Source organism: Bradyrhizobium sp. 142 (assembly GCF_023074015.1).
Taxonomy (GTDB): Bacteria; Pseudomonadota; Alphaproteobacteria; order Rhizobiales; family Xanthobacteraceae; genus Bradyrhizobium.
Map to the genome: position 1 here is coordinate 1 of NZ_JADPKQ010000361.1, position 26,883 is coordinate 26,883.

Genomic DNA, 26,883 nt, shown 5'->3' on the forward strand with positions numbered 1-26,883 from the left:
GGGGCGCGCCTTCGAGTGCGTCAAGACAGATGAGATGGCGTCCCGACCTGCTTGATCCTCGCGCCGTGCTCGGGGCCGTCAAGGCGCAGCCTGGCAGCGATCGAGCAAGCCGTCAGAACAGCACGACGGCCGGCCTTGACGGCCCTTGCGCGCGGCGCGTCTGCGCGCGCAGGCCGGGACGAAGGAACGACCGCCAGGCACGAACAAAGGAACAGTGCGAAGTGAGGAGCTATCGATGACGTAACCAACATCCCTTACCCGCCGAGGTCTGCGAGAGGATTGAGACGACGATGGAGAATCGGTCTTCCCGGCGCATGCGAACACTGGTGACCCGAATGGCCCCTTCGAGGCCTGTCCGCTAATCAGCTCGAATGCGCGCTGATATCCATGATGGCCCGGAGCACAACACGCTCCAATCAGAGGCCGGATACATTGATGCAAGACCGCATCTGCCAGGTTGACGAAACCTCTTGCAACGCGCGGCCGGACCATACATTCAGGTCACTCGGCTTGGCTTCCGTCGCGGCCCCGAGACCCGCATAATCCACCGAACCGCCGTATACGGACCCGTACGTACGGTGGTGTGGGAGGGGCGACGCCGCGAGGCGTCCCCCTATCCCGATTTCGGGCGTAGCCCGGATGGAGCGAAGCGCAATCCGGGACTCTCACCAAGCGGACGGACCCGGATTTCGCGAAGCGAAATCCGGGCTACGAGCGCATCAACCCTTGTCGCTCTCCAACCTGAAAATCTGCGAGCCTTCGCTGCCCGACAACAGGCCCGTATCCGTGTAGAGCTTCAGCTTCGTCCGCGTGTCGGCGATGTCGAGGTTGCGCATGGTAAGCTGGCCGATGCGGTCGGCCGGCGTGAAGGCTGCGTCCTCGACCTTCTCCATGCTGAGCCGCTCCGGCGCATAGGTCAGGTTGGGGCTTTCCGTGTTCAGGATCGAATAATCGTTGCCGCGGCGCAATTCGAGCGTGACCTCGCCGGTGACGGCGCGCGCCACCCAGCGCTGCGCGGTCTCGCGCAGCATCAAGGCCTGCGAATCGAACCAGCGGCCCTGATAGAGCAGGCGGCCGAGCCGCATGCCGCTGATGCGGTACTGCTCGATGGTGTCTTCGTTGTGGATGCCGGTGACGAGCCGCTCATAGGCGATGTGCAGCAGCGCCATGCCGGGTGCCTCGTAGATGCCGCGGCTCTTGGCTTCGATGATGCGGTTCTCGATCTGGTCGCTCATGCCGAGGCCGTGGCGGCCGCCGATGACATTGGCTTCGAGCAACAGCGCGACGGGATCGCTAAACGTCTGGCCGTTCAGCGCCGTGGGCTGGCCTTCCTCGAAGCGCACCACGACCTTCTCGGCCTTGACGTCGCAGTCGTCGCGCCAGAACGGCAAGCCCATGATCGGGTTGACGATCTTGATGCCGCTGTCGAGGCTTTCGAGATCCTTTGCTTCGTGGGTGGCGCCGAGCAGATTGCTGTCGGTCGAATACGCCTTCTCGGCGCTCATCTTGTAGGCAAACCCCTGTGCGGTCATGAACGCCGACATCTCGGCGCGGCCGCCGAGCTCGTCGATGAACTGCTGGTCGAGCCAGGGCTTGTAGATGCGCAGGCCCGGATTGGTCAAAAGCCCGTAGCGATAGAAGCGCTCGATGTCGTTGCCCTTGAAGGTCGAACCGTCGCCCCAGATGTTGACGCCGTCCTCCTTCATGGCCGCGACCAGCATCGTGCCGGTCACCGCGCGCCCGAGCGGCGTGGTGTTGAAATAGGTGATGCCGCCGGTCGAGATGTGGAAGGCGCCAGACTGGATCGCGGCGATGCCTTCGTGGACCAGTTGCGTGCGGCAATCGACCAGCAGCGCCTTCTCAGCGCCGAACTCCATCGCCTTGCGCGGGATCTCGTTGTAGTCGGCTTCATCGGGCTGGCCGAGATTGGCGGTATAGGCGTAGCAGCGGGCACCCTTCTGCTTCATCCAGAGCAGTGCCGCGCTGGTGTCGAGACCGCCCGAAAAAGCGATGCCGACTTTCTCACCCTTGGGCAGGCTTTTCAGGATCGTGGTCATGGCGCTTCCAATCGGGTCTCGAAGGGCTGATGTCGGGGCGGGTTGACCGCGCGAATATCAAATTTCGCACGCCTCGGCACGCATTTAATGGCTCAGATCGACGGCGCTGGGCCGGTCTTGCCGCCGAACAGGCGCTGGCGGAGCCGATAGCCCGGCCAGGCCAGCCGGGTCAGCGCGGCGTCCACCGCTTCATCCGAAAACCGCGTCCGCGGCCAGCGGTAAATCAGCGCAAACGCGAGCCAGATCACGACGAAGGTCACGAGGCCGGCGATCGACACGTCGGTGAAGAAGTGGCCGCCGAAGGCCATGCGCAGCCCGCTGGTCACGGCGCCGAACACCACCGCTCCGGCATAGGCGAGCGGCCGCCAGGCCGGCGGGGCGAGGGCGGCCGGCGCCAGCGTCCAGAACGCCGTCGCGCCCTCGCCGGAGAAGAACGAGCAGTTGCGTGCGCAGCCGCCGCGAGGATCCCACCACGGCACGAACTGCTGGTCGCCGGCGAACTGCGTCACCACCACGGGACGCGGCCGGCCCCAATAGTTCTTGAAACCGAGATTGGTGAGGATGCCGGCCGACAGCGTCAGCGTCACCAGCAGGAAGATCATCGCGCGCCCCGACACCATCAGCGGCCGGTCGGGCCGGAATAGCTTGACCACCAGCGCCACCAAGGAAGGCAGCGAGAACGCCCAGGCGATCCACATCGCCGCGTCACGCGCGAAGCCCGCCCAGCCGTTCAGCTTGAGCGGAAATGTCTTCGTCTGGGGATCGAAGAACAGCGCGGCGAGCTTGAGATCGAGCTCGGGGTAGAGGCCGAAAACGACGCCGATCAAGAGCCACAGCGCCAGGGCAATGAAAAGTCCAGTCCGGTTCATGGCGCGCGGTTTAGCGGAGTGGGGCGAGGATGAAAACCCCGCGGCAGCGTCCCCATCCTCCCCTGGAGGGGGAGGATCGTTCGCGCGAAGCGCGAGCGAGGTGGGGTGAAGCCGCACAAATGGTCTCTCGACCATCCGCAAACCCGCAACCAAGTGAGCCCTCAACACCGCTCTCGCTGATAGTCTGTCACCCCACCCCGCATCGCATCTGGCGATGCGATGCGACCCTCCCCCGTCCAGGGGAGGGTAAGAACGCTATCGCGCGTCCCGCCTCGAATTCGACGGCAGCGACGGGGGCGGCCTGTGCGGGGACGGCGGATTGCGCCAGGCGCCGGCATTGCGGCCGGCGATCAGCCAGTAGACGACGCCGGCGACGATACCAGCGCCGGTCATGATCTCGAGGTGACGCCGCACGATGCCCTCGAACTGCAACGTGTCGGAATGAAAGGGAACGAGGCCGAGATAGCAGGCCAGCCCCACGAGGCCGCCGCCGACGGCATAAACAAGCGCGCTACGGATGCAGAGCGCCTCGGTGATCGCGGCGATCACCATCGCCGGCACCAGCGCAAAGCCGGACACGAAGATGAAGCCGAATCCGAGCAGGATGTCGACCACGCCCTCATCGACCGGACCGGCGCCGAGATCGGCTAACTCCGGAAACAGCAGCGCCATTACGACGATCATCCCGCCGACGAAACAGGCGGCGAGAAAGCCGATGAAGATGACGACGAGGCGGCCGATCAGTGCCATGACGGAACAGCCAACGGTGTCATTGCGAGCGAAGCGAAGCAATCCGGATTGTCTCCGCGGAAAGACTCTGGATTGCTTCGCTTCGCTCGCAATGACGAGGATGCGATACCGCAGGCATGATCCATCAATCCGTCATCGCCATGGCACGCAGCGTCTGGCGTTCGCGGGCCGAGAGCTTTTCCGTCTCCGACTTGAGCTGGCCGCACGCGGCGAGGATGTCGCGGCCGCGCGGGGTACGCACCGGCGACGAATAGCCGGCGTTGAAGATGTATTCGGAGAACTTCTCGATCTGGTCCCAGTCCGAACATTCATAGGCCGTGCCGGGCCAGGGATTGAACGGGATCAGGTTGATCTTTGCGTGAATACCCTTGAGCAGCTTCACCAGCAGCTTGGCATCGTCGAGCGAATCGTTGACGCCCTTGAGCATCACATATTCGAAGGTGATGCGGCGCGCGTTCGATGCGCCGGGGTAGTCGCGGCAGGCCTGGAGCAGTTCCTTGATCGGATATTTGCGGTTGAGCGGCACGAGCTCGTTGCGCAATTCGTCGCGCACCGCATGCAGCGAGATCGCCAGCATCACGCCGATCTCGTCGCCGGCGCGGACGATGTTCGGCACGACGCCGGAGGTCGACAGCGTGATGCGGCGGCGGGAGATGCCGATGCCTTCATTGTCGCCGACGATCAGCAGCGCGTCGCGCACGGCGTCGAAATTGTAGAGCGGCTCGCCCATGCCCATCATCACGATGTTGGTGACGCGGCGCGTGCCGTCCTCGCGATCGGCCCAGTCATTGAGGCGGTCGCGCGCCACCATCACCTGGCCCAAGATCTCGCCGGCGGTGAGGTTGCGCACCAGGCGCTGCGTGCCGGTGTGGCAGAAGGAGCAGTTCAGCGTGCAGCCGACCTGCGAGGAAACGCACAGCGTGCCGCGATCGTTTTCGGGAATGTAGACGCACTCGACTTCATGCGCCTTCTGGACATTGTCGCCGCTCGGCAGCCGCAGCAGCCATTTGCGGGTGCCGTCGTTGGAGGTCTGCTCGGCCACGACCTCGGGCCGGTCGACGGTGAAATGCTGCGCGAGGTCGGCGCGGATGCCCTTCGAGATCGAGCTCATCTCCTCGAAGTTCCGCGCGCCGCGGAAATAGATCCAGTGCCACAATTGCTGCACGCGCATCTTGCGCTGTGCGGGCGCGACGCCGATCTCGCCGAGGCGATCGGCAAGCTCAGTGCGCGACAGACCGATCAGCGACGGCTTTGCCGGCGGCACATAGGTTTCGAGCGGGACCTTTTCCAAAGGGAACCCGGCAGCGGAAACGGTCTCGGTCGATTCAGCGGTCATCATCGTTCTGTTTGGAGAAACTCTCATCCCTCATCCTGAGGAGCGCACTGCGCGCGTCTCGAAGGATGAAGGCCCGGATCAGGCATCTTGGCCTCGTGACGGCGCTTACGCACCTCCTCACCATGAGGGGAAACAGCCTTCAAATAGGCGCTCTAGAGCCGCCAAACAACGCCGAATTGGACCTAACCGGCCTTATGGCTTGCAGTCTTAACGCTTGCAGTCCTGCGAGATCCGGTCCAGCGCCTGGGCGAGGCCCTTCAGCGAGAAGGTGTCGGTCGTCTCCGTCCCCTTGGCCGAGACGCCCTTGACCACGAGGTCGGCGGATTTGCGCATGGCTTCGACCATCCGCTCCTCCTCGGCAGCGTTCTTGATCCAGAGGCCATCGCCCTGCGTGTACATCGCGTAGGCGGCGCCGCCGACCTCCGCCGTCGACTCCGCGCCCGGCTTCAACGCGTAGCCGATCATGACCGAGACTTCGTTATTCACCTTCTCGGACGGCCGGGTCGAGACGAAGGCATAGGCGGGGTCACGCGGCCGATTCGGCGGGTTGGTCTTCGACGACGACGGTTTTGCCAGTGCGAAGCAGACTTTCTTGCCATTGGGGGTCGCCGCATAGGCGCCCCAGGTCCCGAACTGGCCGATCAGCGTCGGCTCCGCCCCGCCCGCAACTGCCGCGGGAGGAGCCGCAGTCTTGCTCTCGGGCTTTGCAGCCGTCTTGGCCGCCGGAGCCGGCGCCGGCGCCGGCGACTTCGGTGCGGCCTTCGGCGCCGGTTGCGCCGTCTGCGCCCGCGCAAGATCGGCGATCCCGCACGTCATCATGCCGATCATCAAAACTAAAGATAGCACCCGCCACATGCTGGAGTGGTTCCCTCAATATTGTGACTGGAAGATGGCCCGGCCGCGCTTTGTCCCCGGGTCAGGAATAGCCGGGAAAGTCCAATTTGGGAAGGCAGTTAGCTGGTTGGCGGCAGCTAGCCTCGGGACCGAGCGGCGCGCTGCTCGGCCCATTGCGCCTCGGTCCAGCGCAGCAGGTCCTCGGCGCCGGAACTGCGTAAATGCGCGCCGCCGTCGATCACCACCATCTCGCCGTTGATGTAGCCGGCGCGATCCGAGATCAGGAAGCTGGCCAGGTCGGCAAGCTCGCCGTGCTCGCCGGTGCGGCCAAGCGGGCTGCGCGCGGTCCAGCCTTCATCGCGGCCCTCGGGGCGGAGTTGCCCGGAGGCGCCGTCGGTCGGGAACGGGCCCGGCGCGATCGCGACGGTGCGGATGCCCTTCGGGCCCCACTCGACTGCGAGACTTTTGGTCATCGCTAGCATCGCCGACTTCGCCATCGCCGAGGGCACGGTGAAAGCGCGGCCGGTGATGGTCGAGGTCGAGAGGATCGAAAGCACGACGCCGTTGTGCGTGCCCTCGATCCAGCGCTTGCCGGCTGCGAGCGTGCAATACATCGCGCCATGCAGGGTCGGCGCGAGGATCGCGTCCGCGGCGCGGAACGACAGATGCTCGCTCTGCGCGATAAAGGTCGCGGCGGCGTTGTTGACGAGGATGTCGAGTGGCGCCTCGCGCCAGATTGCGTCCATCATGCTCTCAACGGCGGCGCCGTCGCGGATGTCGCACGCAATCGTCGTAACCTTGCCGCGGGTCTCTGCGCGCATCTCCGCAGCCGCCGCCTCGAGCCGGTCAAGTTTGCGGCCGCAGATCACGAGTTCGGCGCCGAGGCCGAGGAAGCGGCGCCCCATCGCGGCGCCGAGACCGGAGCCGCCGCCGGTGACGAGGATGCGTTTGTCCCTCAGCAGACCTGTTTCAAACATCGTTTGAATCCTCTTTTTGCCTCCGTCATTGCGAGCGCAGCGAAGCAATCCAGAGTCCGTGCTGCGGAAATAGTCTGGATTGCTTCGCTGCGCTCGCGATGACGAGAGGATAGGCTGGCGCGTTCCAATAGACAAAGAAACCGGATTGTCGCGCGTCCCTAAATCCGGCAGAAACGGGCAAACTATAATTCCATCGAAACGCCAAGTGGCGTCTCAACACGTGCTCTCAAGGAGGTGCCGCCATGAAAGCCATCCTCTGCTCGCAATATTGCCAGCCCGACGATCTCGTGCTCACTGAGATGCCGGATCCGGTGGCGGGGCCTGGCGAGGCCCTAATCGCGATCAAGGCGGCGGCGCTGAACTTCTTCGACATCCTGATGATCCAGGGCAAGTACCAGGTCAAGCCGCCGTTCCCGTTCTCGCCGGCCGCGGAAGTTGCCGGCGTGATCGAGAGCATCGGCCCCGGCGTCACTGGTCTGAAGGTCGGCGATCGCGTCGTCGCGTCCTGCGGCCATAACGGTGCGCGCGAAAAGATCGCGCTGCCGGCGGCATCGATTGTGAAGATTCCGGATAGTCTCGATTACGATCGTGCGGCGGGCATCATCATCATCTACGGCACCGCGCTGCATGCGCTGGAAGATCGCGCCAGCCCGAAGCCGGGCGAGACGCTTGCGGTGCTCGGCGCGGCCGGTGGCACCGGCCTGGCGGCTTGCGAGCTCGGCAAGCTAATGGGCTTGAAGGTGATCGCCTGCGCCTCGTCGGACGAGAAGCTTGAATTCGCCAAGGCGCATGGCGCCGAGCTGACGCTGAACTACGGCAAGGAAGATCTGAAGGAGGGCCTGCGCAGGCTTACCGACGGCAAGGGCGTCAACATCATCTTCGATCCGGTCGGTGGTGCTTACGCCGAGCAGGCGTTGCGCTCGATCGCCTGGGAAGGCCGGTTCCTCGTGATCGGCTTTGCCGCCGGCGACATTCCCAAAATGCCGCTGAACCTCGCACTGTTGAAAGGCTGCGACATCCGCGGCGTGTTCTGGGGCGCCTGGGCGCGGCTCAACCCGGCCAAGAACCGCGCCAATCTCGAGAAGCTGGTGACGTGGACCGCGGAAGGAAAAATCTCATCGCATGTCGATCGCACCTTCCCCCTGGCGCAGACCGCGGACGCGCTGAAGGTGCTCGCGGGACGTCAGGCGATGGGCAAGGTGATTTTGCATCCGTGAGGATGCGGGCGCCGCCGTCGCCACTTAACAATTGTCGTCACGCGAAACGCTGGCGTCGCTGAAGCTGCGCCGGCTTTTTCGTTCGCCGTCAGATGGTAAAACATCGTCAACCATTGCCGCCAAAATAGCGGTGCATTTCCCCGCCTCGCCCGAATCAAACCCCAATTTCTCCCGATTTGCGCAAATCGCGGTCGCTTTTTGGGCTGATTCAAACTGCGATTTACCGGCTCCAGTTTGCGGGGAACTTCTGGACAACAACAAAAAGACTGAAGCCGAATGCCCCTGCGTTGCGTGAGGTATGGGGAGCATCACCATGGAGACGACGGCGTACCGCCCGTCCAGGGAATCGAGGGCGTTCGATTCCGATCAAGCTGCATCACATTCGCCCGTTGCGTCCTATGTCCGTGCGCGCGCCGCACAGGTCGATCTGTCACCGGACGATCCAATTCCACTATTCCTGTCCGATCCGCTCGGTGCGCCGGACCCAGGCGAATATACCCCGCTGGGGTCGCCTCCCCGAGCCAGAATTGTCCGGCGCATTGTCGCGGCCGTCCTAGCGGCATCCACCCTGGCAATTCTGGCCGCGCTGTTTCAGTCCGACCTTCGCAGCATCTTTGCCGATGCCGCTGGCTCGGCGGGCGTCGCGCTGGATCAGGCGATGGCGTCGGCTAACGCGCCGGCCGTACCGCAGACCCCGCGCGAGGATCCGGCGCGCGCGACGACCGACACAAGGCTGGCGAGCGCTGACGCACAGGATCTCCCGGCACCGTCAACGCCGAGCCGCGAAGCGATCGCGACCGCCTATCAGACCGCGCTGCAAGCCCAAACGCCCATGGCTTTGCCCACGCCGCTCGCGACACCGCCTGCGCCCCCTCCGTCTGCCAGGACGCTCGATGCCGACACGCTGGCCGGGCTGATGGCGCGCGCGAAGAGCCTGTTGGCGGTTGGCGATATCGTTGCGGCGCGCCTGCTGCTCGAACGCGCGGCCGATGCACAGGATGCGACGGCCGCGCTTCTGCTGGCGCAGACCTATGACCCGGCCGTGCTCGGCACCAGCGACGCGCGGCGCATCTCCGCCGACGCGACCGCCGCGCGCGACTGGTACCAAAAGGCCGCGGAACTCGGATCGGCGGAGGCGCGGCAGCGCCTTGCCCAGCTTCAGAACTAGAACTCTCTAGGGGACATCATGCGTAACGCTTTGGGAATGGCGCTTGCCGCCATCATGACCATCTGTGCCTTCGCGGCACGCGCCGAGCAGACCGAATACGATCCGGCAAAGGTCTCGGACGGCCTGAAGGCTATCTTCCAGTTCGGCTCGACTTCGACCAAGCAGGCGCTGAACGCCAACACCGTCACGGTGATCACCGGCACGATCGGCGGCACCTATGTGCAATTCGGCGCCGACCTCGCCTCCGTGCTTGACGACGGCAACAAGATCCGCGTGCTGCCAATCGTCGGCCGAGGCTCGGTGCAGAGCGTTGCCGACATCCTGTTCCTGCAAGGCGTCGACCTCGGCGTCGTGCGCGCCGACACGCTCGACTATCTCGAACGCAAGGGCTTCGCCAAGGACATCAAGCGGCAGTTCACTTATGTGTCCAAGCTCTACAACGAAGAGATGCAGGTGATCGCGCCGAAAGCGGTCGCGACCCTGAAGGATCTCGAAGGCAAGACGGTCAGCGTCGACCTGCCGAACGGCGGCACCTTCGTCACCGCGCTCACTGTGTTCGAGCGGCTCGGGATCAAGGCGAGGTTCGTCTATGTCGAGCAGCGCATCGCGATGGAGAAGCTGAAGGCCGGCGAGATCGACGCCGTCATCGTGGTCGGCGGCAAACCGTACAAGTCAGTCTCGACCTTCGGCAATGACGGTCGCTTCCACCTCGCGCGCGTGGACTATGCAAAGCCGCTGCAGAGCGACTATCTGCCCGCGACGCTGACCGCCAAGGACTATCCGAACCTCATCAAGGATGGCGAGAGCGTGGATACCATCGCTGTGCCGGCGGTGCTCGCGGCCTATAATTGGGCGCCCAACACCGAGCGCTACCGCAAGCTCACGCTGTTCGTGGATGCGTTCTTCACGAAATTCCCGACGCTGCAGAACCCGCCTTTCCATCCCAAGTGGAAGGAAGTCTCGCTCGCGGCACCCCTGACGGGCTGGAATAGATTGCCGGTGGCGCAACAATGGCTCGACCGGCACGGCGTCGAGCCGGTGACGCAGCAGCGCTTCGAGGCGTTCCTGAAGCAGAACCCAACGGCCGCAAAGGTGTCCGACGCGGACAAGGAAACGCTGTTCAAGCAATTCCAGGCGTGGGACGCGGAGAAGGCGCGGGCGGCTCCGGAACGGAAGTAGCGGGGAGTTGCGCCGTGCGAGGGCTTCCTCTGCAGCCGTCCTGGCGGAGCACTACGCCTCCGCCTCATCCACCCCACGCTTCAGCGCGGCGCGGGCGGCTTCGCGGTGTTCGGTCGTGATGTGGCTGGCGACCATGCGAATGGCAGTGGCGAGCACAGCGGCGTCGTCGGTGAAGCCGAGGACCGGCATCACGTCGGGGACGAAGTCGAACGGCAGGATGAAATAGGCGATCGCCCCTAACAGGGATGCCTGGACATGGCGCGGCGTGCCTTTGTCGAACGCGCAGTAATAGGCAGCGACCAGATCTTCGGCGAACGGCAGATGCGCGGCGACGCGCTTCAGCTTGCGCCAGAAGCGGCGGCGCACGCTCTCCCGGTCTTCCGCGAGCCGATCGGCCGGCTCGAAGCCGACGCTGTGTTCGGCCATGCTTCAAAACTCCCCGTTCAGCCAGGGACGGCAGATCGCCGCATCCGGTGCTGATCACAACATGGGAATGCGCCCGGTCGCTGCAAGACGTCAGCCCGGTGTCAGCTTGGCAATGGCGTTCATCGCCTTGGCGAGCCCGATGTCGAGCTCCGTCACGCCGCCGGCGTCATGGGTGGAAAGCACCACCTCGACGGTCTTGTAGACGTTGCGCCATTCGGGGTGGTGATCCATCTTCTCGGCGACCAGCGCCGCGCGGGTCATGAAACCGAAAGCCTCGTTGAAATCCTTGAAGATGAAGGTCTTCCCGATGGCGTCGCGGCCTTGAAACTCGCCTTGAACCTCGGTCCAGCCCGCTATGTCGCCCAGCGCCCGCTTGCGCGCCTCCGCCGTTAGCCGCTCTGCCATGATCGCCTCCGTCATTCAGGGGAACTTTACCCTAACACGCACGGACGGTCCGGGTTCATAGGGGATTTCGTCGATCCGCTAACCATGAAGGGAATGTAACCTCGCAGGACAAGAAATTTGCTACAGTTGCCGGCGTAAATCGCTGGCCAAGATGAAACTGAGCCTCAAGCGCCTGTTTGGGAGATCGATGACCGGGGGATTGGACCTGGCCGAAACGCCCTCTCCGCCTTCGCCGCGATCCGCGGCGCGGAAGACGGCACTCGTGACTCTCGCGCTCGTGCTCGCGATCCTCGGCGCGATCGTCGGTGGCTACTACTTCGCGATGCGGCCGGTGACACTCAAAGTCGCGGTCGGGCCGGCCAACAGTGATGACGTCAAGGTCGTGCAGGCGCTGACCCAGGCCTTCGCGCAGAACAAGAGCTATGTGCGGCTACGTCCGATCCAGACCGACGGCGCCACCGCGAGCGCCGCATTGCTGGCGGAGGGCAAGGCCGATCTCGCCATCATCCGCGGCGATCTCGACGTGCCGAAGAACGCGCAGGCCGTTGCGACCCTGCGCAAGAACGTCGTGGTGCTGTGGTCCGTGCCCGCCAAGGGCAAGAAGAAGGGCGCCAAGATCACCAAGATCGCACAGCTCGCCGGCCATCGCGTCGGCGTGGTCGGCCGCACCCAGGCCAACGTCAACCTGCTTAAGGTGGTCCTCCAGCAATACGGTGTCGATCCCGCCAAGGTCGAGATCGCGCAATTCCCGGCCAATGAAGCCGCCGAGGCGATCCGCACCCAGAAGGTCGATGCCTATCTCGCCGCAGGTCCGGTCAACAGCAAGATCACGGCGGAAGCAATTGCGGCCTCCACAAAGGATGTCGGAACGCCGACCTTTCTCGCGATCGATTCCGCCGATGCGATTGCTCAGAACCATCCGGTCTATGAGGCGGCTGAAATTCCCGCCGGCACCTACGGCGGCTCGCCCGATCGTCCCGACGACGAGGTCAAGACCATCAGCTTCTCGCATCACATCGTGGCGCGCAAAGCCTTGTCGGAGACCACAGTCGCGGCGTTCACGCGTCAGCTTTTCGCGGTGCGCCAGCAGCTGGTGACGGAGTTCCCGCTCGCCGCCAAGATCGAGACGCCCGACACCGACAAGGATGCAGTGATTCCCGTCCATCCCGGTGCCGCTGCCTTCGTTGACGGCGAGGAAAAGACCTTCCTGGACAAGTACAGCGATTACATCTGGTGGAGCCTGATGGCGCTCTCGGCCATGGGCTCGCTCGGCGCATGGTTCGCCGGCTATTTGAAAAAGGATGAGCGCAACACCAGCAGCCATCTGCGCGAACGGCTTTTCGACATGATCGCCGCAGCGCGGAAGAGCGAAACGACCGAAGAGCTCGATCAGATGCAGACCGAAGCCGACGAGATCCTGCGCGATACGCTGCACTGCTTCGATCACGGCGCGATCGAGGAAAGCGCGCTCACCGCCTTCAACATCGTGCTCGAACAGTTCCACGCCGCGGTCGCCGACCGCAAGGCGGTGTTGTTCAGCCTGCCGCAGAACCTGCAACGCGCCGCCGGGCAATTCCGGGCCGCCGGCAACGCGTAAGCGCTTGCGCGTTATCGCTGCGTCACATTGTCTCAATATAGCGTCTGAGTTCATCGTGACGGCTTGCGCCTCGCCAGCCGTCCAACGCGATATCGGGACCATCTCCCATGAAGCTCAAATTCTCCCGCCGCCGTTTCCTCGCCACCAGCGCCGGTGCGCTCGGTGCGATCGCCATGCCTCGACTGTCGCGCGCGGCCGACCGGCCGCTGGTGACTCATGGCGTGCAGTCCGGCGACGTCACTGTCGATGGCGGCGTGGTCTGGGCGCGTGCCGACCGTCCCTCGCAGATGCTGGTCGAGGTCGCGACGACGGAGTCGTTCAAGGACGCCCGTGCGCTGCCGCCGGTCGCAGCAATGCCGGAGAGCGACTTCACGGCGAAGATGCTGATCGAGAATCTTCCCAGCGGACAGGACATCTTCTACCGCGTCCGCTTCCGCGATCTCTCGCACACCGCGATCGCGGGCGAGCCGGTGGCCGGCCGCTTCCGCACCGCGCCGGCCGATCGCCGTGACGTCAGCTTCGTCTGGGGCGGCGATGTTGCCGGCCAGGGCTGGGGTATCAATCCGGATGACGGCGGTATGTTTACCTTCTCCACGATGCGCAAGCACCGTCCGGATTTCTTCCTGCATTCCGGCGACACGATCTATGCCGACGGCCCGATCGCGTCCGAGGTGAAACTCGCCGACGGCAAGATCTGGAAAAATGTCACGATCCCCGAGAAGGCCAAGGTCGCCGAGACGCTGGACGAGTACCGTGCCGCGCACAAATACAATCTCACCGACGACAATCTTCGCGCCTTCAATGCCGAGGTGCCGATCTTCGTGCAGTGGGACGATCACGAGGTGACCAACAACTGGTCGCTGTCGAAGGAGCTGCCGGCGATCTACAAGGAGCGCGACATCATGCTGCTCGCGGCCCGTGCAGGCCGCGCCTTTCACGAGATGTACCCGATGCGCGAGAGCATTGCCGAGCCGGGCCGGGTCTATCGCCAGATCTCCTACGGCCCGCATCTCGACGTGTTCGTGCTCGACGAACGCAGCTATCGCGGCCCGAACGGCGCCAATCTCGACACCGCTTACGGTCCCGCCAGCTACTTCCTCGGGCCCGACCAGATTGCCTGGCTCAAGCGCGGCCTGCTCAACTCGCGCGCCACCTGGAAGGTGATCGCATCCGACATGCCGCTCAGCCTGATCGTCTCGGACACGCCGAAAGGCGGTTCGGAGGCTGTTGCGCAAGGCGACGGTCCGGTGCGCGGCCGCGAATTCGAGATCGCCGATATCCTGCGCTTCATCAAGATGGCGCCGATCAGCAACACGGTGTGGCTGACCGCGGATGTGCACTACGCCGCTGCGCATTATTACGATCCGAACAAGGCGCAGTTCCAGGATTTTGAGCCGTTCTGGGAATTCGTCTCGGGCCCGCTGCATGCGGGCACTTTCGGTCCGAATGCGCTCGACAACACTTTTGGACCGGAGGTGCGCTTCGTCAAGGCGCCGGGGAAGGACAACCAGAACCTGCCGCCATCCGCCGGCATGCAGTTCTTCGGTCACGTCAAGATCGACGGCGCCTCCGGCCAGATGACGGTGACCTTGCGCGACCGTGCCGATGTTGCACTGTGGTCGACCATGCTGGATCCCAAGCTGGCGTGAGCGGCTTCAGGCGCCACGCGACCGTAGCGCGGCCTCGAGCGCCTCGCTGGAGCAGGGCTTCTGCAAACGCGGCCGTTTGACGAAATCGGGTGCGATCCGTGTCTCGTCCCCGTAGCCGGTGACGAAGACGAAGGGAATTTCCAGCGCCGCCAGCCGCTCGGCGACCGCAAAGCTGTTCTCGCGGGTCAGCTCGACGTCGAGCAGAGCGAAATCAGGTGCCCGCAGCGCGATCGCCGCCAGTGCCTGCGCCACCGAGCCCGCCGTGCGCACGCTCTTCACGCCAAATCCGAGCAGGCGATCCTCGAAGTCGATCGCGATGATCGGATCGTCCTCGACGATCAGGACATCGGCGGGACAATCGGAGCCGTCGGGTAAAGCGGAAGCCATGATCGCATCTTGGAAGTTTCTCGGATCGGGACTTCCGCAACACGATGCCTGTGTCCAGCGCATCGGAGGGTTCCTGGAACGAAACCGATCACAACGTAGTTGTTCCGTCTGTCCACTCGTGCACACAGTATCTGGACGGAACTCGCTAATGTGGAGGGGCGGATGAGGAGTTCACGATGGACGCGCGTACCGGCAAGGCAATCGAGGTCAGCAGCCGGCCGACCAACAATCTGCTGCGTCGTCTGAGCCAGGCGGACTACGCGCTACTTGCACCGCATATCAGTGTCGAGAACGCTGCGGCCAACGAACTGCTCTACAATCCCGGCGACGACGTCCAGGTCGTCCATTTTCCCTGCGGTCCGGCGCTTGCGACCTTCCTCGTTCCCAATGAGGACGGCCGTGACGTCGAGACCATTCTGGTCGGTCGCGAAGGCGCGGTGGGTGGCATCGTCAGCGAGGGATTTCTGCCGGCCTATACCCGCATCTGCGTGAAATTCGGCGGGCCATTTGCGCGCATTCACGTCGGCAAGCTGGAAGCGGCAAAGCAGCGTTCGGTCTCGTTGCGGAACGTCTTCGCCCGCTACGCCGACTGCATGCTGGCGCAGATCTTCCAGTCGACCGCCTGCAATGCCATCCACTCGATCGAGCGGCGCACGGCCAAGTGGATCCTGGCGGCGATGGAGCGGACCGGTGACGAGAGCAGCGTCCCGCTGACGCATGAGCAGCTTGCGACATTGCTCGGCGTCGGCCGCAGCTATGCCAGCCGCGTGCTGCAATCGTTCAAGGCGGAAGGTGTGCTCGAGACGCGGCGCGGGTCGATCCTGGTCCGCAACCGCGACGGCCTGCGGTTGCGCGCCTGCCTGTGCAACGACGCCGTGAAGTTGCATTTCGAGGAGGTGCTGAGCGGGGTCTACCCGACCGAGGAGACGGGCCTCGGCTCGGCGCATAAGGCTGATTGACAAGGCTGATCTGGCAGGCCTGATCCGCCCCACTTTGCGATCAGACCGGCGGCGCAGCCCAGGATTGGGCTTGAAGCGGCCCTAAGCCCCGGGAATTCCCGGACAAAATTCAGTCAACCAACCGCGAAAGAACGCATTGTTTTTTGGCGTTTTTTGCATATATTGCGCCGCAACGCAGGGTGCCCGGTAGAGATAGCCGGGCTTCCTTTTAGGGCGGAAAGCGCCCGTTTTCCTGTTTCCAGCGTTGTCCGAGAAGAGGTCCCGGTCCGACCGGCGAGATCGCGCTTAACCCATTGTTCGACCGCAAAGAAGCTCACTCATGAACCTCCGCAACGTTGCTATCATCGCCCACGTCGACCACGGCAAAACTACGCTCGTCGACCGCCTGCTCCAGCAATCCGGGACCTATCGCGAGAACCAGAAGGTCACTGAGCGCGCCATGGACTCCAACGATCTGGAGCGCGAGCGCGGCATCACCATTCTGGCCAAGGCGGCGTCGGTGCAGTGGAAGGATACCCGCATCAACATCGTCGATACCCCCGGCCACGCCGATTTCGGCGGCGAGGTCGAGCGCATCCTCAACATGGTGGATGGCGCGCTGGTGCTGGTGGACGCCGCGGAAGGCCCGCTGCCGCAGACCAAGTTCGTGGTCTCCAAGGCGCTCAAGGTCGGTCTCAAGCCAATCGTCGTCATCAACAAGGTCGACCGCCCCGACGCGCGCCCAACCGAGGTCATCAACGAGGTGTTCGACCTGTTCGCGGCGCTCGACGCCAGCGAGGAGCAGCTCGATTTCCCGATCCTGTATGGATCGGCCAAGCAGGGCTGGATGGCTGAGAGCCCCGACGGCTCCCACGATGCCGGTATGCAGCCGCTGTTCGACCTGATCGTGCGCCATGTCACGCCGCCGACCGTCGAGGAAGGCCCGTTCCGCATGATCGGCACCATCCTCGAAGCCAACCCCTATCTCGGCCGCATCATCACCGGCCGCATCACTTCGGGCTCGATCAAGCCGAACCAGGCCGTGAAGGTCCTGGGCGCCGACGGCAAGACCATCGAGCAGGGCCGCATCACCAAGATCCTGGCGTTCCGCGGCATCGAGCGTACGCCGCTCGATGAAGCCGATGCAGGCGACATCGTTGCGATTGCGGGCCTCACCAAGGGCACCGTCGCCGACACCTTCTGCGATCCCTCCGTCGAGGTGCCGCTGCCGGCACAGCCGATTGATCCGCCGACCGTGTCGATGTCGTTCATCGTCAATAACTCGCCGCTCGCCGGCACCGAAGGCGACAAGGTGACCTCGCGCATGATCCGCGACCGCCTGCTGCGCGAGGCCGAAGGCAATGTCGCGCTACGCGTCGTCGAAGCCTCCGACAAGGATTCCATGGAGGTGTCGGGCCGCGGCGAATTGCAGCTCGCAATCCTGATCGAAACCATGCGTCGCGAGGGCTTCGAGCTCTCGGTGTCACGTCCGCGCGTCGTGCTGCAGAAGGACGAGGCCACCGGTGCGTGGCAGGAGCCGATCGAAGAGGTCGTGATCGACGTCGACGAGGAGCATTCCGGCGTCGTCGTGCAGAAGATGAGCGAGCGCAAGGCCGAGATGATCGAGATGCGCCCCTCCGGCGGCAACCGCCTGCGGCTGGTGTTCTACGCGCCGACCCGCGGCCTGATCGGCTATCAGGGCGAGCTTTTGACCGACACCCGCGGTACCGCGATCATGAACCGCATCTTCCACGGCTATGCCGCCTACAAGGGCGAGATCCAGGGCCGCCGCAACGGCGTCTTGATCTCCAACGACCAAGGCGACGCGGTGGCCTACGCCATGTTCAAGCTGGAAGACCGCGGTCCGATGATGATCGAGCCGGGCTGGAAGGTCTACAAGGGCATGATCGTCGGCGAGCACACCCGCGACAACGATCTCGAGATCAACGTGCTCAAGGGCAAGCAGCTCACCAACATCCGCACCACGTCGAAGGACGAAGCGGTGCGCCTGACCCCGCCGATCCGGATGACCTTGGAAAAGGCGCTCGCCTATATCGAGGACGACGAACTCGTCGAGGTCACGCCGAAGTCGATCCGCCTGCGCAAGAAGCACCTCGACCCGAACGAGCGCAAGCGCGCGGAGAAGGCCAAGGAAGCTGTAGCGTAAGCGGTGGCGTAAACCGAGCTGCCCATATACGCGTCATGCCCTGTCCCGCCTTCGCGGGGTAGGGCTTTCGCATATGAGGGCGGGAGGTTGTGGGACGAGCTCGGCCTGCATGGTTCGAGACGCCCGCTTTGGCGGGCTCCTCACCATGAGGGTTAGATATCCCGCCGAAAAATGCGACCTCATCCCCAACGCAGGCGGGCGTCTCGAAGGATGGGCCGCAGGCGAGCTTCTAGCCACGTCTTTCTTCAATCGCCCTGCCTTCGCGGGGCATGACGATACTTTCCTATTTCAACGCCTTGTCCAGCTGCGGCAACAGGACGGTCCGCAAATTGTCCGGCGTGATCGGTCCGACCAGCTTGTAGACAATGGTGCCTTCGCGTCCGACGACGAAGGTCTCGGGCACGCCGTACACTCCCCATTCGATCGAGGCGCGGCCATTGGCGTCGGTGCCGACGCGGCCGAACGGATTGCCGTAGCGGCCGAGGAAGCGCCGCGCGTTGTCCGGTGCATCCTTGTAGTTGATGCCGATGAGCTGGAAGCGCTTGTCTTTTGCCAGTTCGGTCAAAAGCGGCGCCTCGTCATGACAGGGCACACACCACGACGCCCAGACGTTGACCAGGCTCACCTTGCCCTTGAACGCCGCCGGGTCGAGGCCCGGCACCGGCGCGCCATTGTCCTGCAACCCATCGAGCGGCGGCAACATAGTCTGCGGCGCCGGCCGCCCGATCAGCGCGGAGGGGATGCGCGCGGGATCGCCGCTGCCGAGCCGCAACCAGAACAGCAGCGCAAGAACGATGAAGGCGATCAGCGGCAGCACCATCAGGAGGGTGCGTCGCTGCGGCGTCGCGGGGGTCGATTGATCGCTCATGTGATCGTTCTTGTGATCGTTCTTGGCGCATCCACCGCGCTACTGCCCGAGCGGCGAGTGATGCCGCTGCGGTCGAGCTCGCGCAGGCGCCGGGTCTGGCTGCGATGGTCGAGCACGACCCAGCCGATCAGGATCGCCACCACGAGGGCCGCGGCGGCATAGGATGTCACGATGAAGGACGCGTAGGGGCCGAGCGATGTCATCATGCGGTCCCGGCTCCTTTTGACGCGCTGCCTTCACGCGGACCGGCGCCCAATTCGCTCGAAAACGCTATACGGCTCGCCTGGATCATTTGCAGCGAGCGGACACGGCGGCGCAGGATCTCGTTGCGCATTGCCGCCAAGTGCAGCGTGACGAACAGCAGCGTGAACGCGATCGCCATCACCAGCAGCGGAATCAGGAACGATCTGTCGAGCGCCGAGCCGCCCATGCGCATCACCGAGGCCGGCTGGTGCAGCGTGTTCCACCAGTCGACCGAGAACTTGATGATGGGCAGGTTGATCGCGCCGACCAGCGTCAGCACTGCCGCGGCGCGCGCCGCGCGCGAGGGATCGTCGACCGCGCGCCACAGCGCCATCAGCCCGAGATACATCAGGAACAGGATCAGCACCGACGTCAGCCGCGCGTCCCATTCCCAATAAGTGCCCCACATCGGCCGGCCCCACAGCGATCCCGTGAGCAGCGCGAGAAAGGTGAAGGCGGCGCCGATCGGAGCTGCGGCCTTCGCGGCGACGTCGGCGAGCGGATGGCGCCACACCAGCGTGCCGAGCGAGGCGATGCTCATCACTCCCCAGACGAACATCGACAGCCAGGCGTTGGGGACGTGTATGAACATGATCTTCACCGTCGCGCCCTGTTGGTAATCGTCGGGCGCAACAGCGGACTGATAGAGGCCGATCGCGAGCAGGGCGATGGTCGCGGCAGCAAGCCACGGCATCACCCGCGCTGTCAGCGCGAGGAACCGTGTCGGATTGGCAAGGTCGATCAGCGTCATGGTATTCTGATAATCGCCGGTGGCCGCTCAGGCAATCAGCACGAAAGTCCGTAGCGAAAATTGATCGGGGTCAAGGTCAGTCCAGCCCATGCTTCAGGCTCGCCGCCGCGGCGAAGGGGCCGACCACGAGGCTGACCAGCGACAGCGCGCAGAGGATCGAGAACGGCGCGCCGAACGACATCGGCCCGACGATGGCGGCCTGCGAGGCGGCAACCCCGAAGATCAGTACGGGAATCGACAGCGGCAGCACCAGAACCGCCATCAACAGCCCGCCGCGATGCAGCGTCACCGCCAGCGCGGCGCCGATCATGCCGGTGAAGGTCAGGGCCGGGGTGCCGGCGAGCAGCGTCAGCGCCACCGCGCCGGTCGCGACCATGTCGAGGTTGAGCAGCAGGCCGAGCACGGGGGTTGCGATGATCAGCGGCAGGCCGGCCGCCAGCCAATGCGCCAGCGCCTTGGCGGCACAGGCCAGTTCCAGCGGTGTCCGGCTCATCGCGATCAGGTCGAGCGAGCCGTCCTCATGGTCGGCCATGAACAGCCGGTCGAGGGTCAGGAGGCTGGCCAGCAACGCCCCCAGCCAGAGAATGGCCGGCCCGAGCCGAGACAACAGCGCAAGGTCCGGCCCGACGGCGAACGGCATCAACACTACCACGGTCAGGAAGAACAGCACGCCAATCAGCGCCCCGCCCCCTACGCGAAGCGCGATCCGGATGTCCCTGCGAATGAGGGCGGCGAAGGCGGTCATGGGGTGCCCTCCTGGGAGGAGTACCCGCAGCAAGTAGCCGCCGCGTGCCGCGCGCACGCTGCGCTCCCTCCCCCCTCGTGGGGGATGGTTGGGGAGGGGGGTAGCTCCGGGAGAGTTGCTTTTGGAAGGCGGGTAGCCAGCAACAGAGCGCCTGCTTCCTGTGCCCTTGGACCGAGAAAGCGCGCCGTGTGGCACCCCCCTCCCTGACCCTCCCCCACAAGGGGGGAGGGAACGAAGAGGGCGCGGCCTAGCCGCTTGGAAAACTGAGGGTCGATCAGAATCATACCATGCCCCCGATCCGCAGCTCGCGCGATTCGATGCCGAGCGGCGCGTGGGTGGCGGCGATGATCAGGCCGCCGCGGGCGAGATGGTCGCGCATCAGGCCGCCGAACATGTCCTGGCCGGCGATGTCCAGTGCCGTGGTCGGCTCGTCCAGCAGCCAGACCGGGCGGCAGACCGTGAGCAGACGGGCCAGCGAGAGCCGGCGGCGCTGTCCGGCCGACAGGAACGCGGCTGGCAGATCGCTGGCGTGGTCGAGGCCGACGGCGGCGAGGCTCTCGGCCGCGTCAAAACGCTCTCCGCCCAGGAAATCAGCCCAGAACGACAGGTTTTCCGCCACGCTCAGTGCCGGCTTCAGGGCATCGCGATGGCCGAGATAGTGGCACTGCTCGGGCAGCGTCAGCTCGGCATCGCCCCCCGCCAGTGCGATCGTGCCGCCGGCCGGAATGAGCAGGCCCGCGATCAGCCGCAGCAGCGACGTCTTGCCCGATCCGTTGCGGCCGATGACGGCGATTGCTTCCCCGGCCGCCGCGTCGAAATCGAGCCCGGTAAACACCTCGCGGCCGCCCCGCACGCATGTGAGCCCGCTGCCGCAAAGCCGCATTTCTCCGCCTGCTGAAGCTCTCAAGAGAGCCCCCACGGAAACCCTAAGTAAATCTTGGGGTAGCGCATCAGAATTTTTGGCTCGCGAATTGCTGCGGTACGATTGTGGCTGTGGCGGCGCGGTTAGAAAGCTTCTATAAGCCCGGAACTACTTGATGCAGCAACTCAACCTGCCCCTGCAAGCGACCCAGCCGGATTCGCTGACGGTGTTAAAATACCCCTTGCCGGGTATAACTAACAATTGGGATTTCCTTCATGACCTCGCTCGACAGCTTCAAATGCAAAAAGACCCTCAAGGTCGGCGCCAAGACCTATGTCTATTACAGCCTGCCCACGGCCGAGAAGAATGGTTTGAAGGGAATTTCCAAGCTTCCCTATTCGATGAAGGTCCTGCTCGAGAACCTCTTGCGCAATGAGGACGGCCGCTCGGTCAAGAAAGCGGACATCGTCGCGGTATCGAAATGGCTGCGCAAGAAGTCGCTTGAGCATGAGATCGCGTTCCGTCCCGCCCGCGTGCTGATGCAGGATTTTACCGGCGTGCCGGCGGTGGTCGATCTCGCCGCGATGCGCAACGCGATGCAGAAGCTCGGCGGCGATGCGGAGAAGATCAACCCGCTGGTGCCGGTCGATCTTGTCATCGACCACTCCGTGATCGTGAATTTCTTCGGTGACAACAAGGCCTTCGGCAAGAATGTCACCGAGGAATACAAGCAGAACCAGGAGCGCTACGAGTTCCTGAAGTGGGGCCAGAAGGCGTTCTCGAACTTCTCCGTGGTGCCGCCCGGCACCGGCATCTGCCACCAGGTCAATCTCGAATATCTCTCCCAGACGGTCTGGACCAAGAAGGAGAAGATGACGGTCGGCAAGAAGACCGGCACCTTCGAGGTCGCTTATCCCGACTCGCTCGTCGGCACCGACTCCCACACCACGATGGTCAACGGTCTCGCCGTGCTCGGCTGGGGAGTCGGCGGCATCGAGGCGGAAGCCTGCATGCTCGGTCAGCCGCTGTCGATGCTGCTGCCCAACGTCGTCGGCTTCAAGCTGAAGGGTGCGATGAAGGAAGGCGTCACCGCGACCGACCTCGTGCTCACCGTGACGCAGATGCTGCGCAAGCTCGGCGTGGTCGGCAAGTTCGTCGAGTTCTTCGGTCCCGGCCTCGACCACCTCTCCGTCGCCGACAAGGCGACCATCGCCAACATGGCCCCCGAATACGGCGCGACCTGCGGCTTCTTCCCGGTCGACGCTGCCGCGATCGATTATCTGAAGACCTCCGGCCGCGCGTCGGCGCGCGTCGCGCTGGTGCAGGCCTATGCCAAGGCGCAGGGCCTGTTCCGCACCGCCAAGTCGGCGGACCCGGTGTTCACGGAGACCCTCACGCTCGACCTCGGCGACGTCGTGCCGTCGATGGCCGGCCCGAAGCGCCCCGAAGGCCGCATCGCGCTACCCGCGGTGGCCGAAGGGTTTTCGCTCGCGCTCAGCACCGAGTACAAGAAAGCGGAGGAGCCCGCAAAACGCTTCGCGGTCGAGGGCAAGAACTTCGATATCGGCCACGGCGACGTCGTCATCGCCGCCATCACCTCCTGCACCAACACCTCGAATCCGAGCGTGCTGATCGGCGCCGGACTGCTGGCGCGTAACGCTGCAGCCAAGGGCCTCAAGGCAAAGCCGTGGGTGAAGACCTCGCTTGCCCCGGGCAGCCAGGTTGTCGCAGCCTATCTCGCCGATTCCGGTCTCCAGACCGACCTCGACAAGGTCGGCTTCAACCTGGTCGGCTTCGGCTGCACCACCTGCATCGGCAATTCCGGTCCGCTGCCCGAGGAGATCTCGAAGTCGATCAACGACAATGGCATCGTCGCAGCAGCCGTGCTCTCCGGTAACCGCAACTTCGAGGGCCGCGTCTCGCCGGACGTACAGGCGAACTACCTGGCCTCGCCGCCGCTCGTCGTCGCCCACGCGCTGGCCGGCAGCGTGACCAAGAACCTTGCCGTCGAGCCGCTCGGCGAAGGCAAGGACGGCAAGCCGGTGTACCTCAAGGACATCTGGCCGACGACCAAGGAGATCAACGCCTTCATGAAGAAGTTCGTGACCGCGTCGATCTTCAAGAAGAAGTACGCCGACGTGTTCAAGGGCGACACCAACTGGCGCAAGATCAAGACGGTTGAGAGCGAGACCTATCGCTGGAACATGAGCTCGACCTATGTGCAGAACCCGCCCTACTTCGACGGCATGAAGAAGGAGCCGGAGCCGGTCACCGATATCGTCGAGGCGCGCATCCTCGCCATGTTCGGCGACAAGATCACCACCGACCACATCTCGCCGGCCGGTTCGATCAAGCTCACCTCGCCCGCGGGCAAGTATCTCAGCGAGCACCAGGTGCGCCCCGCCGACTTCAACCAGTACGGCACGCGGCGCGGCAACCATGAAGTGATGATGCGCGGCACCTTCGCCAACATCCGCATCAAGAACTTCATGCTCAAGGGCGCCGACGGCAACATTCCCGAAGGCGGTCTCACCAAGCATTGGCCCGACGGCGAGCAGATGTCGATCTACGACGCCGCGATGAAGTACCAGCACGAGCAGGTGCCGCTGGTGGTGTTTGCCGGCGCCGAATACGGCAATGGCTCATCGCGCGACTGGGCGGCGAAGGGCACCCGCCTGCTCGGCGTCCGCGCCGTGATCTGCCAGAGCTTCGAGCGCATCCATCGCTCCAACCTGGTCGGAATGGGCGTGCTGCCGCTGACCTTCGAGGAAGGTACCTCCTGGTCGTCGCTCGGTCTGAAGGGTGACGAGAAGGTCACGCTGCGCGGCCTCGTCGGCGATTTGAAGCCGCGTCAGAAGCTGACCGCGGAAATCGTCTCCGGCGACGGCTCGCTGCAGCGCGTTTCGCTGCTTTGTCGCATCGATACGCTGGACGAGCTCGACTACTACCGCAACGGCGGGATCCTGCACTATGTGCTGCGCAAACTCGCGGCGTGAGCGCGGATTTGTGATCAGTGGCTCACTGCGAAGTGAGTAGAAGGTTAAACGAAGGCGGCCTATCACAAGGCCGCCTTCGCGCGTTTGCGGCAGCTTCAGACGGCCCACCCGGCGAAATACCTCGCCTTGGATGGTTGCCTGGACGTTTGAATGTGACGCGTCCGTAAGACTAAGGTGACCATCCGGCGGTAATTCCCTTCTCACGAGCAATGGTGTGCGGCGTACGACATGACAGCAATGACGGCTTCCCATCTGGTTTCACGTTGGTCCGGTGCCCTCTGGTCGGGAGCACTTGGTATCTGTGCGATCGTCGCCGTCATCCGTCCTGCCGAGGCTGACCCTCGCGCGGTGGTCGAGCTCTTCACCTCGCAGGGCTGCTCATCCTGCCCGCCTGCCGACAAGATCATCGGCGACCTCTCCAGTGACCCCTCGATCATCGCGCTGAGCATGCCGATCGATTATTGGGACTATCTCGGCTGGAAGGACACGCTGGCGGATTCGCGCTTCTCTGCACGCCAGCGCGCCTATTCGCGCATGCGCGGGGACCGTGAGGTCTATACGCCGCAGGCCGTGGTCAACGGCTCCACGCACGTCATCGGCAGCGACCGTGCCGGCATCGAAAGCGCCATCGGCAAGACCGACAAGGGCCCCGGCGTGATGAGCGTGCCGGTATCGATGTCGCTCTCGGGCAAGCAGATCAACGTCTCGGTGGCCGCGAGCAAGGAGCCTGTGGTCTCGCACGGCGAGGTCTGGATCTGCTCGGTCGCCAGGTCGGTGCCGATCACAATCACCCGCGGCGAAAATCGCGGGCAGCAGGTCACCTATCACAACGTCGTGCGCAACCTGCTCAAGGTCGGTGATTGGACCGGACAGTCGGAAAGCTGGACGGTGCCGATCGAAAACCTCACCCGCGACGGCGTCGACGGTGCGGTGGTCTATGTCCAGGACGGCAGCCGCGAGAAGCCGGGACCGATGCTGGGCGCGGCGTATACGTCGCTGTCGCTGCACTGATTCGATTCTCCCCAAGCGTCGTACTCGCTCACAATCCTCATGGTGAGGAGCGCGCCCTTGCGCGCGTCTCGAACCATGCAGGCCCCGCTGATGGATTCCGGCCTCGATCCTTCGAGACGCCGCGCGAAGAGCGCGGCTCCTCAGGATGAGGGCAGAGAGTCTTCGCGGGAGCCAGAGAGAAGCCGGTCGAGGCAGACACATCCCGACACAAACAAAAAAGGACCAACTTGCGTTGGCCCTCCTTGTCGCGCGTACAGACCCGATCCTGACGACCCCGGGGGGCTGGGGGCTGAGGAATCCGGAACCGAAAGGACCGGGTCAACGCACACCAACCTTTTCGCAATGCAGGGCGGCAGTCGCTAGGCGGAAAAGCGGCGAGACTATGATTCCCGCTAACGATCCCGTGACGGTTTGTCGCTGGGAAGTTCCACTGTTGCGTGTGGGCTGATTGGCGCCTGATTGGCTGGTTTGGGCGGGAACCTCTTGCAGAGGCGAACCGTTGGCGCAATCATGCAGCCGTCATGATCCGCGGTTCCGAGGACGGTCTTCGCGGACGCGACTATGCTGTGCAACAGGAGGCGCTCCATGAGTCTGATGTCGGAGGATGCCGATCCGAGCGAGCAGCGCGCGGTGGCGCGCCCTGCCGCTGCCAATGCCCAGCTTGGCCGGGTGACGTTCAATCGGCTCGAGCTGCACCGCATCCTCAATCTCTACGGCCGGATGGTTGCCGACGGTGAGTGGCGCGACTACGCCATCGACTTCCTCAAGGACCGTGCCGTGTTCTCGGTCTTTCGCCGCGCTTCCGAGGTGCCGATCTATCGCATCGAGAAAGACCCGAGGCTTGCGCGCAAGCAGGGCATGTACAGCGTGATCTCTGCGACCGGCCTGATCCTGCGCCGCGGCCATGAGCTGGAGCGTGTGCTACTGGTGATCGACCGCAAGCTGGCGGTGGTTTAGAGCGGAATCCCGTAGCCTGGATTTCGCTTCGCGCAATCCGGGGCCGCTGCGGCCGCGGTAAACTGTCCCGGATTGCGCTGCGAGACTGGGCAAGAATCTGGCCGTTAGCTCGAAGCAGTGTACGATTCGGCATGGCGAATCGCATGTTCAAGACCGGGGTTAGCCGGGATCAGGTGAGCCTTCTGCCTGCGCGGGTGGAGGATTATGTGGGTGGCGACAACCCTGTTCGCGCGATCGAGGCGTTTGTTGCCACGCTGGATCTTGAGCGGCTTGGCTTCGGCCATGCCGGGTCAGGCGGCGGGGCAGGACAACCGCCTTACGATCCCGCCGATCTGCTGAAGCTCTATCTTTATGGCTACACCAACCGGATCCGCTCCTCGCGGGCGCTCGAGCGCGAGGCCGGGCGCAACCTCGAACTGATCTGGCTGATGAAGCAATTGGTGCCGGGCTATCGCACCATTGCCAATTTCCGCCGGGACAATTGGAAGGCGCTC

25 protein-coding genes are annotated in these 26,883 nt (G+C 64.2%); 11 read left to right on the top strand and 14 right to left on the bottom strand.

From position 1 onward, the window contains the following. Positions 1-719: 719 nt before the first annotated feature. From argG to IVA82_RS33155, 6 genes are all read right to left on the bottom strand, one after another. Entirely contained in the window at positions 720-2,057 is a 1,338-nt protein-coding gene (argG, locus tag IVA82_RS33130; RefSeq protein ID WP_247389810.1) for an argininosuccinate synthase, read from the bottom strand. A gap of 92 nt (positions 2,058-2,149) precedes the next feature. Then, positions 2,150-2,926 carry a phosphatase PAP2 family protein gene (locus IVA82_RS33135; protein ID WP_247389811.1) on the bottom strand — a complete coding sequence of 259 codons (777 nt, stop codon included), beginning with the start codon at positions 2,924-2,926 and terminating at the stop codon, positions 2,150-2,152. 255 nt (positions 2,927-3,181) lie between these two features. Further along, positions 3,182-3,676 carry a hypothetical protein gene (locus tag IVA82_RS33140; protein WP_247389812.1) on the bottom strand — a complete coding sequence of 165 codons (495 nt, stop codon included), beginning with the start codon at positions 3,674-3,676 and terminating at the stop codon, positions 3,182-3,184. Positions 3,677-3,800: 124 nt separating this feature from the next. Further along, positions 3,801-5,012, bottom strand: coding sequence for a 23S rRNA (adenine(2503)-C(2))-methyltransferase RlmN (gene rlmN, locus IVA82_RS33145; protein ID WP_247389813.1), 1,212 nt, complete (start codon positions 5,010-5,012; stop codon positions 3,801-3,803). 207 nt (positions 5,013-5,219) lie between these two features. Next, positions 5,220-5,867 (bottom strand): invasion associated locus B family protein, encoded by a 648-nt coding sequence (locus IVA82_RS33150; RefSeq protein WP_247389814.1) that lies wholly within the window; start codon positions 5,865-5,867, stop codon positions 5,220-5,222. Positions 5,868-5,983: 116 nt separating this feature from the next. Then, positions 5,984-6,823, bottom strand: coding sequence for an SDR family oxidoreductase (locus tag IVA82_RS33155; RefSeq protein ID WP_247389815.1), 840 nt, complete (start codon positions 6,821-6,823; stop codon positions 5,984-5,986). 242 nt (positions 6,824-7,065) lie between these two features. On the opposite strand from IVA82_RS33155, the gene IVA82_RS33160 reads away from it, so the two are divergent. The 3 genes from IVA82_RS33160 (at position 7,066) to IVA82_RS33170 (ending at position 10,387) form a co-directional block, all read left to right on the top strand. Further along, on the top strand, positions 7,066-8,040 hold the full coding sequence (locus IVA82_RS33160) for an NADPH:quinone oxidoreductase family protein (protein ID WP_247389816.1): 975 nt from the start codon (positions 7,066-7,068) through the stop codon (positions 8,038-8,040). A gap of 313 nt (positions 8,041-8,353) precedes the next feature. Next, positions 8,354-9,208: a hypothetical protein gene (locus IVA82_RS33165; RefSeq protein ID WP_247389817.1), complete on the top strand. Its 855-nt coding sequence runs from the start codon at positions 8,354-8,356 to the stop codon at positions 9,206-9,208. Positions 9,209-9,226: 18 nt separating this feature from the next. Next, entirely contained in the window at positions 9,227-10,387 is a 1,161-nt protein-coding gene (locus IVA82_RS33170) for a TAXI family TRAP transporter solute-binding subunit (RefSeq protein ID WP_247389818.1), read from the top strand. 51 nt (positions 10,388-10,438) lie between these two features. On the opposite strand, the gene IVA82_RS33175 is transcribed toward IVA82_RS33170, so the two are convergent. Beyond that, the gene (locus IVA82_RS33175) at positions 10,439-10,813 is read right to left on the bottom strand and encodes a YkvA family protein (RefSeq protein WP_247389819.1); all 375 of its coding nucleotides are present in this window, start codon (positions 10,811-10,813) and stop codon (positions 10,439-10,441) included. 90 nt (positions 10,814-10,903) lie between these two features. After that, positions 10,904-11,218, bottom strand: a complete 315-nt coding sequence (locus tag IVA82_RS33180) for a 4a-hydroxytetrahydrobiopterin dehydratase (protein ID WP_247389820.1) — start codon at positions 11,216-11,218, stop codon at positions 10,904-10,906. Between the two features lie 151 nt (positions 11,219-11,369). Between IVA82_RS33180 and IVA82_RS33185 the strand changes: the two genes are divergently transcribed. Both IVA82_RS33185 and IVA82_RS33190 read left to right on the top strand, forming a co-directional pair. After that, positions 11,370-12,815, top strand: coding sequence for a TAXI family TRAP transporter solute-binding subunit (locus IVA82_RS33185; RefSeq protein ID WP_247389821.1), 1,446 nt, complete (start codon positions 11,370-11,372; stop codon positions 12,813-12,815). A 107-nt stretch (positions 12,816-12,922) separates the two neighbouring features. Then, complete coding sequence (locus tag IVA82_RS33190) at positions 12,923-14,464, top strand: alkaline phosphatase D family protein (RefSeq protein WP_247389822.1); 1,542 nt, start codon at positions 12,923-12,925, stop codon at positions 14,462-14,464. Between the two features lie 6 nt (positions 14,465-14,470). Here the strand turns inward: IVA82_RS33190 and IVA82_RS33195 are convergent, their stop codons facing one another. Next, positions 14,471-14,851 (bottom strand): response regulator, encoded by a 381-nt coding sequence (locus IVA82_RS33195; RefSeq protein ID WP_247389823.1) that lies wholly within the window; start codon positions 14,849-14,851, stop codon positions 14,471-14,473. 176 nt (positions 14,852-15,027) lie between these two features. Between IVA82_RS33195 and IVA82_RS33200 the strand changes: the two genes are divergently transcribed. Together IVA82_RS33200 and typA are read left to right on the top strand one after the other, a co-directional pair. Then, positions 15,028-15,810 carry a Crp/Fnr family transcriptional regulator gene (locus tag IVA82_RS33200; protein ID WP_247389824.1) on the top strand — a complete coding sequence of 261 codons (783 nt, stop codon included), beginning with the start codon at positions 15,028-15,030 and terminating at the stop codon, positions 15,808-15,810. 319 nt (positions 15,811-16,129) lie between these two features. Then, on the top strand, positions 16,130-17,956 hold the full coding sequence (gene typA / locus IVA82_RS33205) for a translational GTPase TypA (RefSeq protein WP_247389825.1): 1,827 nt from the start codon (positions 16,130-16,132) through the stop codon (positions 17,954-17,956). A 283-nt stretch (positions 17,957-18,239) separates the two neighbouring features. Here typA and IVA82_RS33210 read toward each other — a convergent pair whose 3' ends face one another. From IVA82_RS33210 to ccmA, 5 genes are all read right to left on the bottom strand, one after another. Beyond that, entirely contained in the window at positions 18,240-18,824 is a 585-nt protein-coding gene (locus tag IVA82_RS33210; protein WP_247389826.1) for a DsbE family thiol:disulfide interchange protein, read from the bottom strand. Continuing rightward, complete coding sequence (gene ccmD / locus IVA82_RS33215; RefSeq protein WP_247389827.1) at positions 18,821-19,030, bottom strand: heme exporter protein CcmD; 210 nt, start codon at positions 19,028-19,030, stop codon at positions 18,821-18,823. The genes IVA82_RS33210 and ccmD overlap by 4 nt, the downstream gene beginning before the upstream one ends. Then, positions 19,027-19,818, bottom strand: a complete 792-nt coding sequence (locus IVA82_RS33220) for a heme ABC transporter permease (protein WP_247389828.1) — start codon at positions 19,816-19,818, stop codon at positions 19,027-19,029. The genes ccmD and IVA82_RS33220 overlap by 4 nt, the downstream gene beginning before the upstream one ends. A 76-nt stretch (positions 19,819-19,894) precedes the next feature. Then, positions 19,895-20,563, bottom strand: coding sequence for a heme exporter protein CcmB (ccmB, locus tag IVA82_RS33225; protein ID WP_247389829.1), 669 nt, complete (start codon positions 20,561-20,563; stop codon positions 19,895-19,897). A 280-nt stretch (positions 20,564-20,843) separates the two neighbouring features. After that, complete coding sequence (ccmA, locus tag IVA82_RS33230; RefSeq protein WP_247389830.1) at positions 20,844-21,446, bottom strand: heme ABC exporter ATP-binding protein CcmA; 603 nt, start codon at positions 21,444-21,446, stop codon at positions 20,844-20,846. A gap of 254 nt (positions 21,447-21,700) precedes the next feature. Here ccmA and acnA point away from each other — a divergent pair, with 254 nt between their 5' ends. The 4 genes from acnA to IVA82_RS33250 all read left to right on the top strand — a co-directional run. Then, on the top strand, positions 21,701-24,421 hold the full coding sequence (acnA, locus tag IVA82_RS33235) for an aconitate hydratase AcnA (protein WP_247389831.1): 2,721 nt from the start codon (positions 21,701-21,703) through the stop codon (positions 24,419-24,421). Between the two features lie 228 nt (positions 24,422-24,649). After that, the gene (locus IVA82_RS33240) at positions 24,650-25,432 is read left to right on the top strand and encodes a DUF1223 domain-containing protein (protein WP_247389832.1); all 783 of its coding nucleotides are present in this window, start codon (positions 24,650-24,652) and stop codon (positions 25,430-25,432) included. Between the two features lie 585 nt (positions 25,433-26,017). Continuing rightward, complete coding sequence (locus tag IVA82_RS33245; RefSeq protein WP_247389833.1) at positions 26,018-26,389, top strand: DUF2794 domain-containing protein; 372 nt, start codon at positions 26,018-26,020, stop codon at positions 26,387-26,389. 131 nt (positions 26,390-26,520) lie between these two features. Further along, positions 26,521-26,883, top strand: a 363-nt coding sequence (locus IVA82_RS33250) for a transposase (protein WP_247493704.1), incomplete at its 3' end; no start/stop codon positions are given.

Bases quoted from the DNA above. Each gene is read 5' to 3' on its own strand.
- acnA (WP_247389831.1), top strand. From the start codon at position 21,701: ATGACCTCGCTCGACAGCTTCAAATGCAAAAAGACCCTCAAGGTCGGC.
- IVA82_RS33210 (WP_247389826.1), bottom strand. From the start codon at position 18,824: ATGAGCGATCAATCGACCCCCGCGACGCCGCAGCGACGCACCCTCCTG.
- IVA82_RS33135 (WP_247389811.1), bottom strand. From the start codon at position 2,926: ATGAACCGGACTGGACTTTTCATTGCCCTGGCGCTGTGGCTCTTGATC.
- typA (WP_247389825.1), top strand. From the start codon at position 16,130: ATGAACCTCCGCAACGTTGCTATCATCGCCCACGTCGACCACGGCAAA.
- IVA82_RS33175 (WP_247389819.1), bottom strand. From the start codon at position 10,813: ATGGCCGAACACAGCGTCGGCTTCGAGCCGGCCGATCGGCTCGCGGAA.
- argG (WP_247389810.1), bottom strand. From the start codon at position 2,057: ATGACCACGATCCTGAAAAGCCTGCCCAAGGGTGAGAAAGTCGGCATC.
- IVA82_RS33245 (WP_247389833.1), top strand. From the start codon at position 26,018: ATGAGTCTGATGTCGGAGGATGCCGATCCGAGCGAGCAGCGCGCGGTG.
- IVA82_RS33140 (WP_247389812.1), bottom strand. From the start codon at position 3,676: ATGGCACTGATCGGCCGCCTCGTCGTCATCTTCATCGGCTTTCTCGCC.
- IVA82_RS33195 (WP_247389823.1), bottom strand. From the start codon at position 14,851: ATGGCTTCCGCTTTACCCGACGGCTCCGATTGTCCCGCCGATGTCCTG.
- IVA82_RS33180 (WP_247389820.1), bottom strand. From the start codon at position 11,218: ATGGCAGAGCGGCTAACGGCGGAGGCGCGCAAGCGGGCGCTGGGCGAC.
- IVA82_RS33155 (WP_247389815.1), bottom strand. From the start codon at position 6,823: ATGTTTGAAACAGGTCTGCTGAGGGACAAACGCATCCTCGTCACCGGC.
- IVA82_RS33200 (WP_247389824.1), top strand. From the start codon at position 15,028: ATGGACGCGCGTACCGGCAAGGCAATCGAGGTCAGCAGCCGGCCGACC.
- IVA82_RS33185 (WP_247389821.1), top strand. From the start codon at position 11,370: ATGAAACTGAGCCTCAAGCGCCTGTTTGGGAGATCGATGACCGGGGGA.
- IVA82_RS33240 (WP_247389832.1), top strand. From the start codon at position 24,650: ATGACAGCAATGACGGCTTCCCATCTGGTTTCACGTTGGTCCGGTGCC.
- IVA82_RS33190 (WP_247389822.1), top strand. From the start codon at position 12,923: ATGAAGCTCAAATTCTCCCGCCGCCGTTTCCTCGCCACCAGCGCCGGT.
- IVA82_RS33165 (WP_247389817.1), top strand. From the start codon at position 8,354: ATGGAGACGACGGCGTACCGCCCGTCCAGGGAATCGAGGGCGTTCGAT.
- IVA82_RS33150 (WP_247389814.1), bottom strand. From the start codon at position 5,867: ATGTGGCGGGTGCTATCTTTAGTTTTGATGATCGGCATGATGACGTGC.
- ccmB (WP_247389829.1), bottom strand. From the start codon at position 20,563: ATGACCGCCTTCGCCGCCCTCATTCGCAGGGACATCCGGATCGCGCTT.
- ccmA (WP_247389830.1), bottom strand. From the start codon at position 21,446: ATGCGGCTTTGCGGCAGCGGGCTCACATGCGTGCGGGGCGGCCGCGAG.
- IVA82_RS33160 (WP_247389816.1), top strand. From the start codon at position 7,066: ATGAAAGCCATCCTCTGCTCGCAATATTGCCAGCCCGACGATCTCGTG.
- IVA82_RS33170 (WP_247389818.1), top strand. From the start codon at position 9,227: ATGCGTAACGCTTTGGGAATGGCGCTTGCCGCCATCATGACCATCTGT.
- IVA82_RS33220 (WP_247389828.1), bottom strand. From the start codon at position 19,818: ATGACGCTGATCGACCTTGCCAATCCGACACGGTTCCTCGCGCTGACA.
- ccmD (WP_247389827.1), bottom strand. From the start codon at position 19,030: ATGATGACATCGCTCGGCCCCTACGCGTCCTTCATCGTGACATCCTAT.
- rlmN (WP_247389813.1), bottom strand. From the start codon at position 5,012: ATGACCGCTGAATCGACCGAGACCGTTTCCGCTGCCGGGTTCCCTTTG.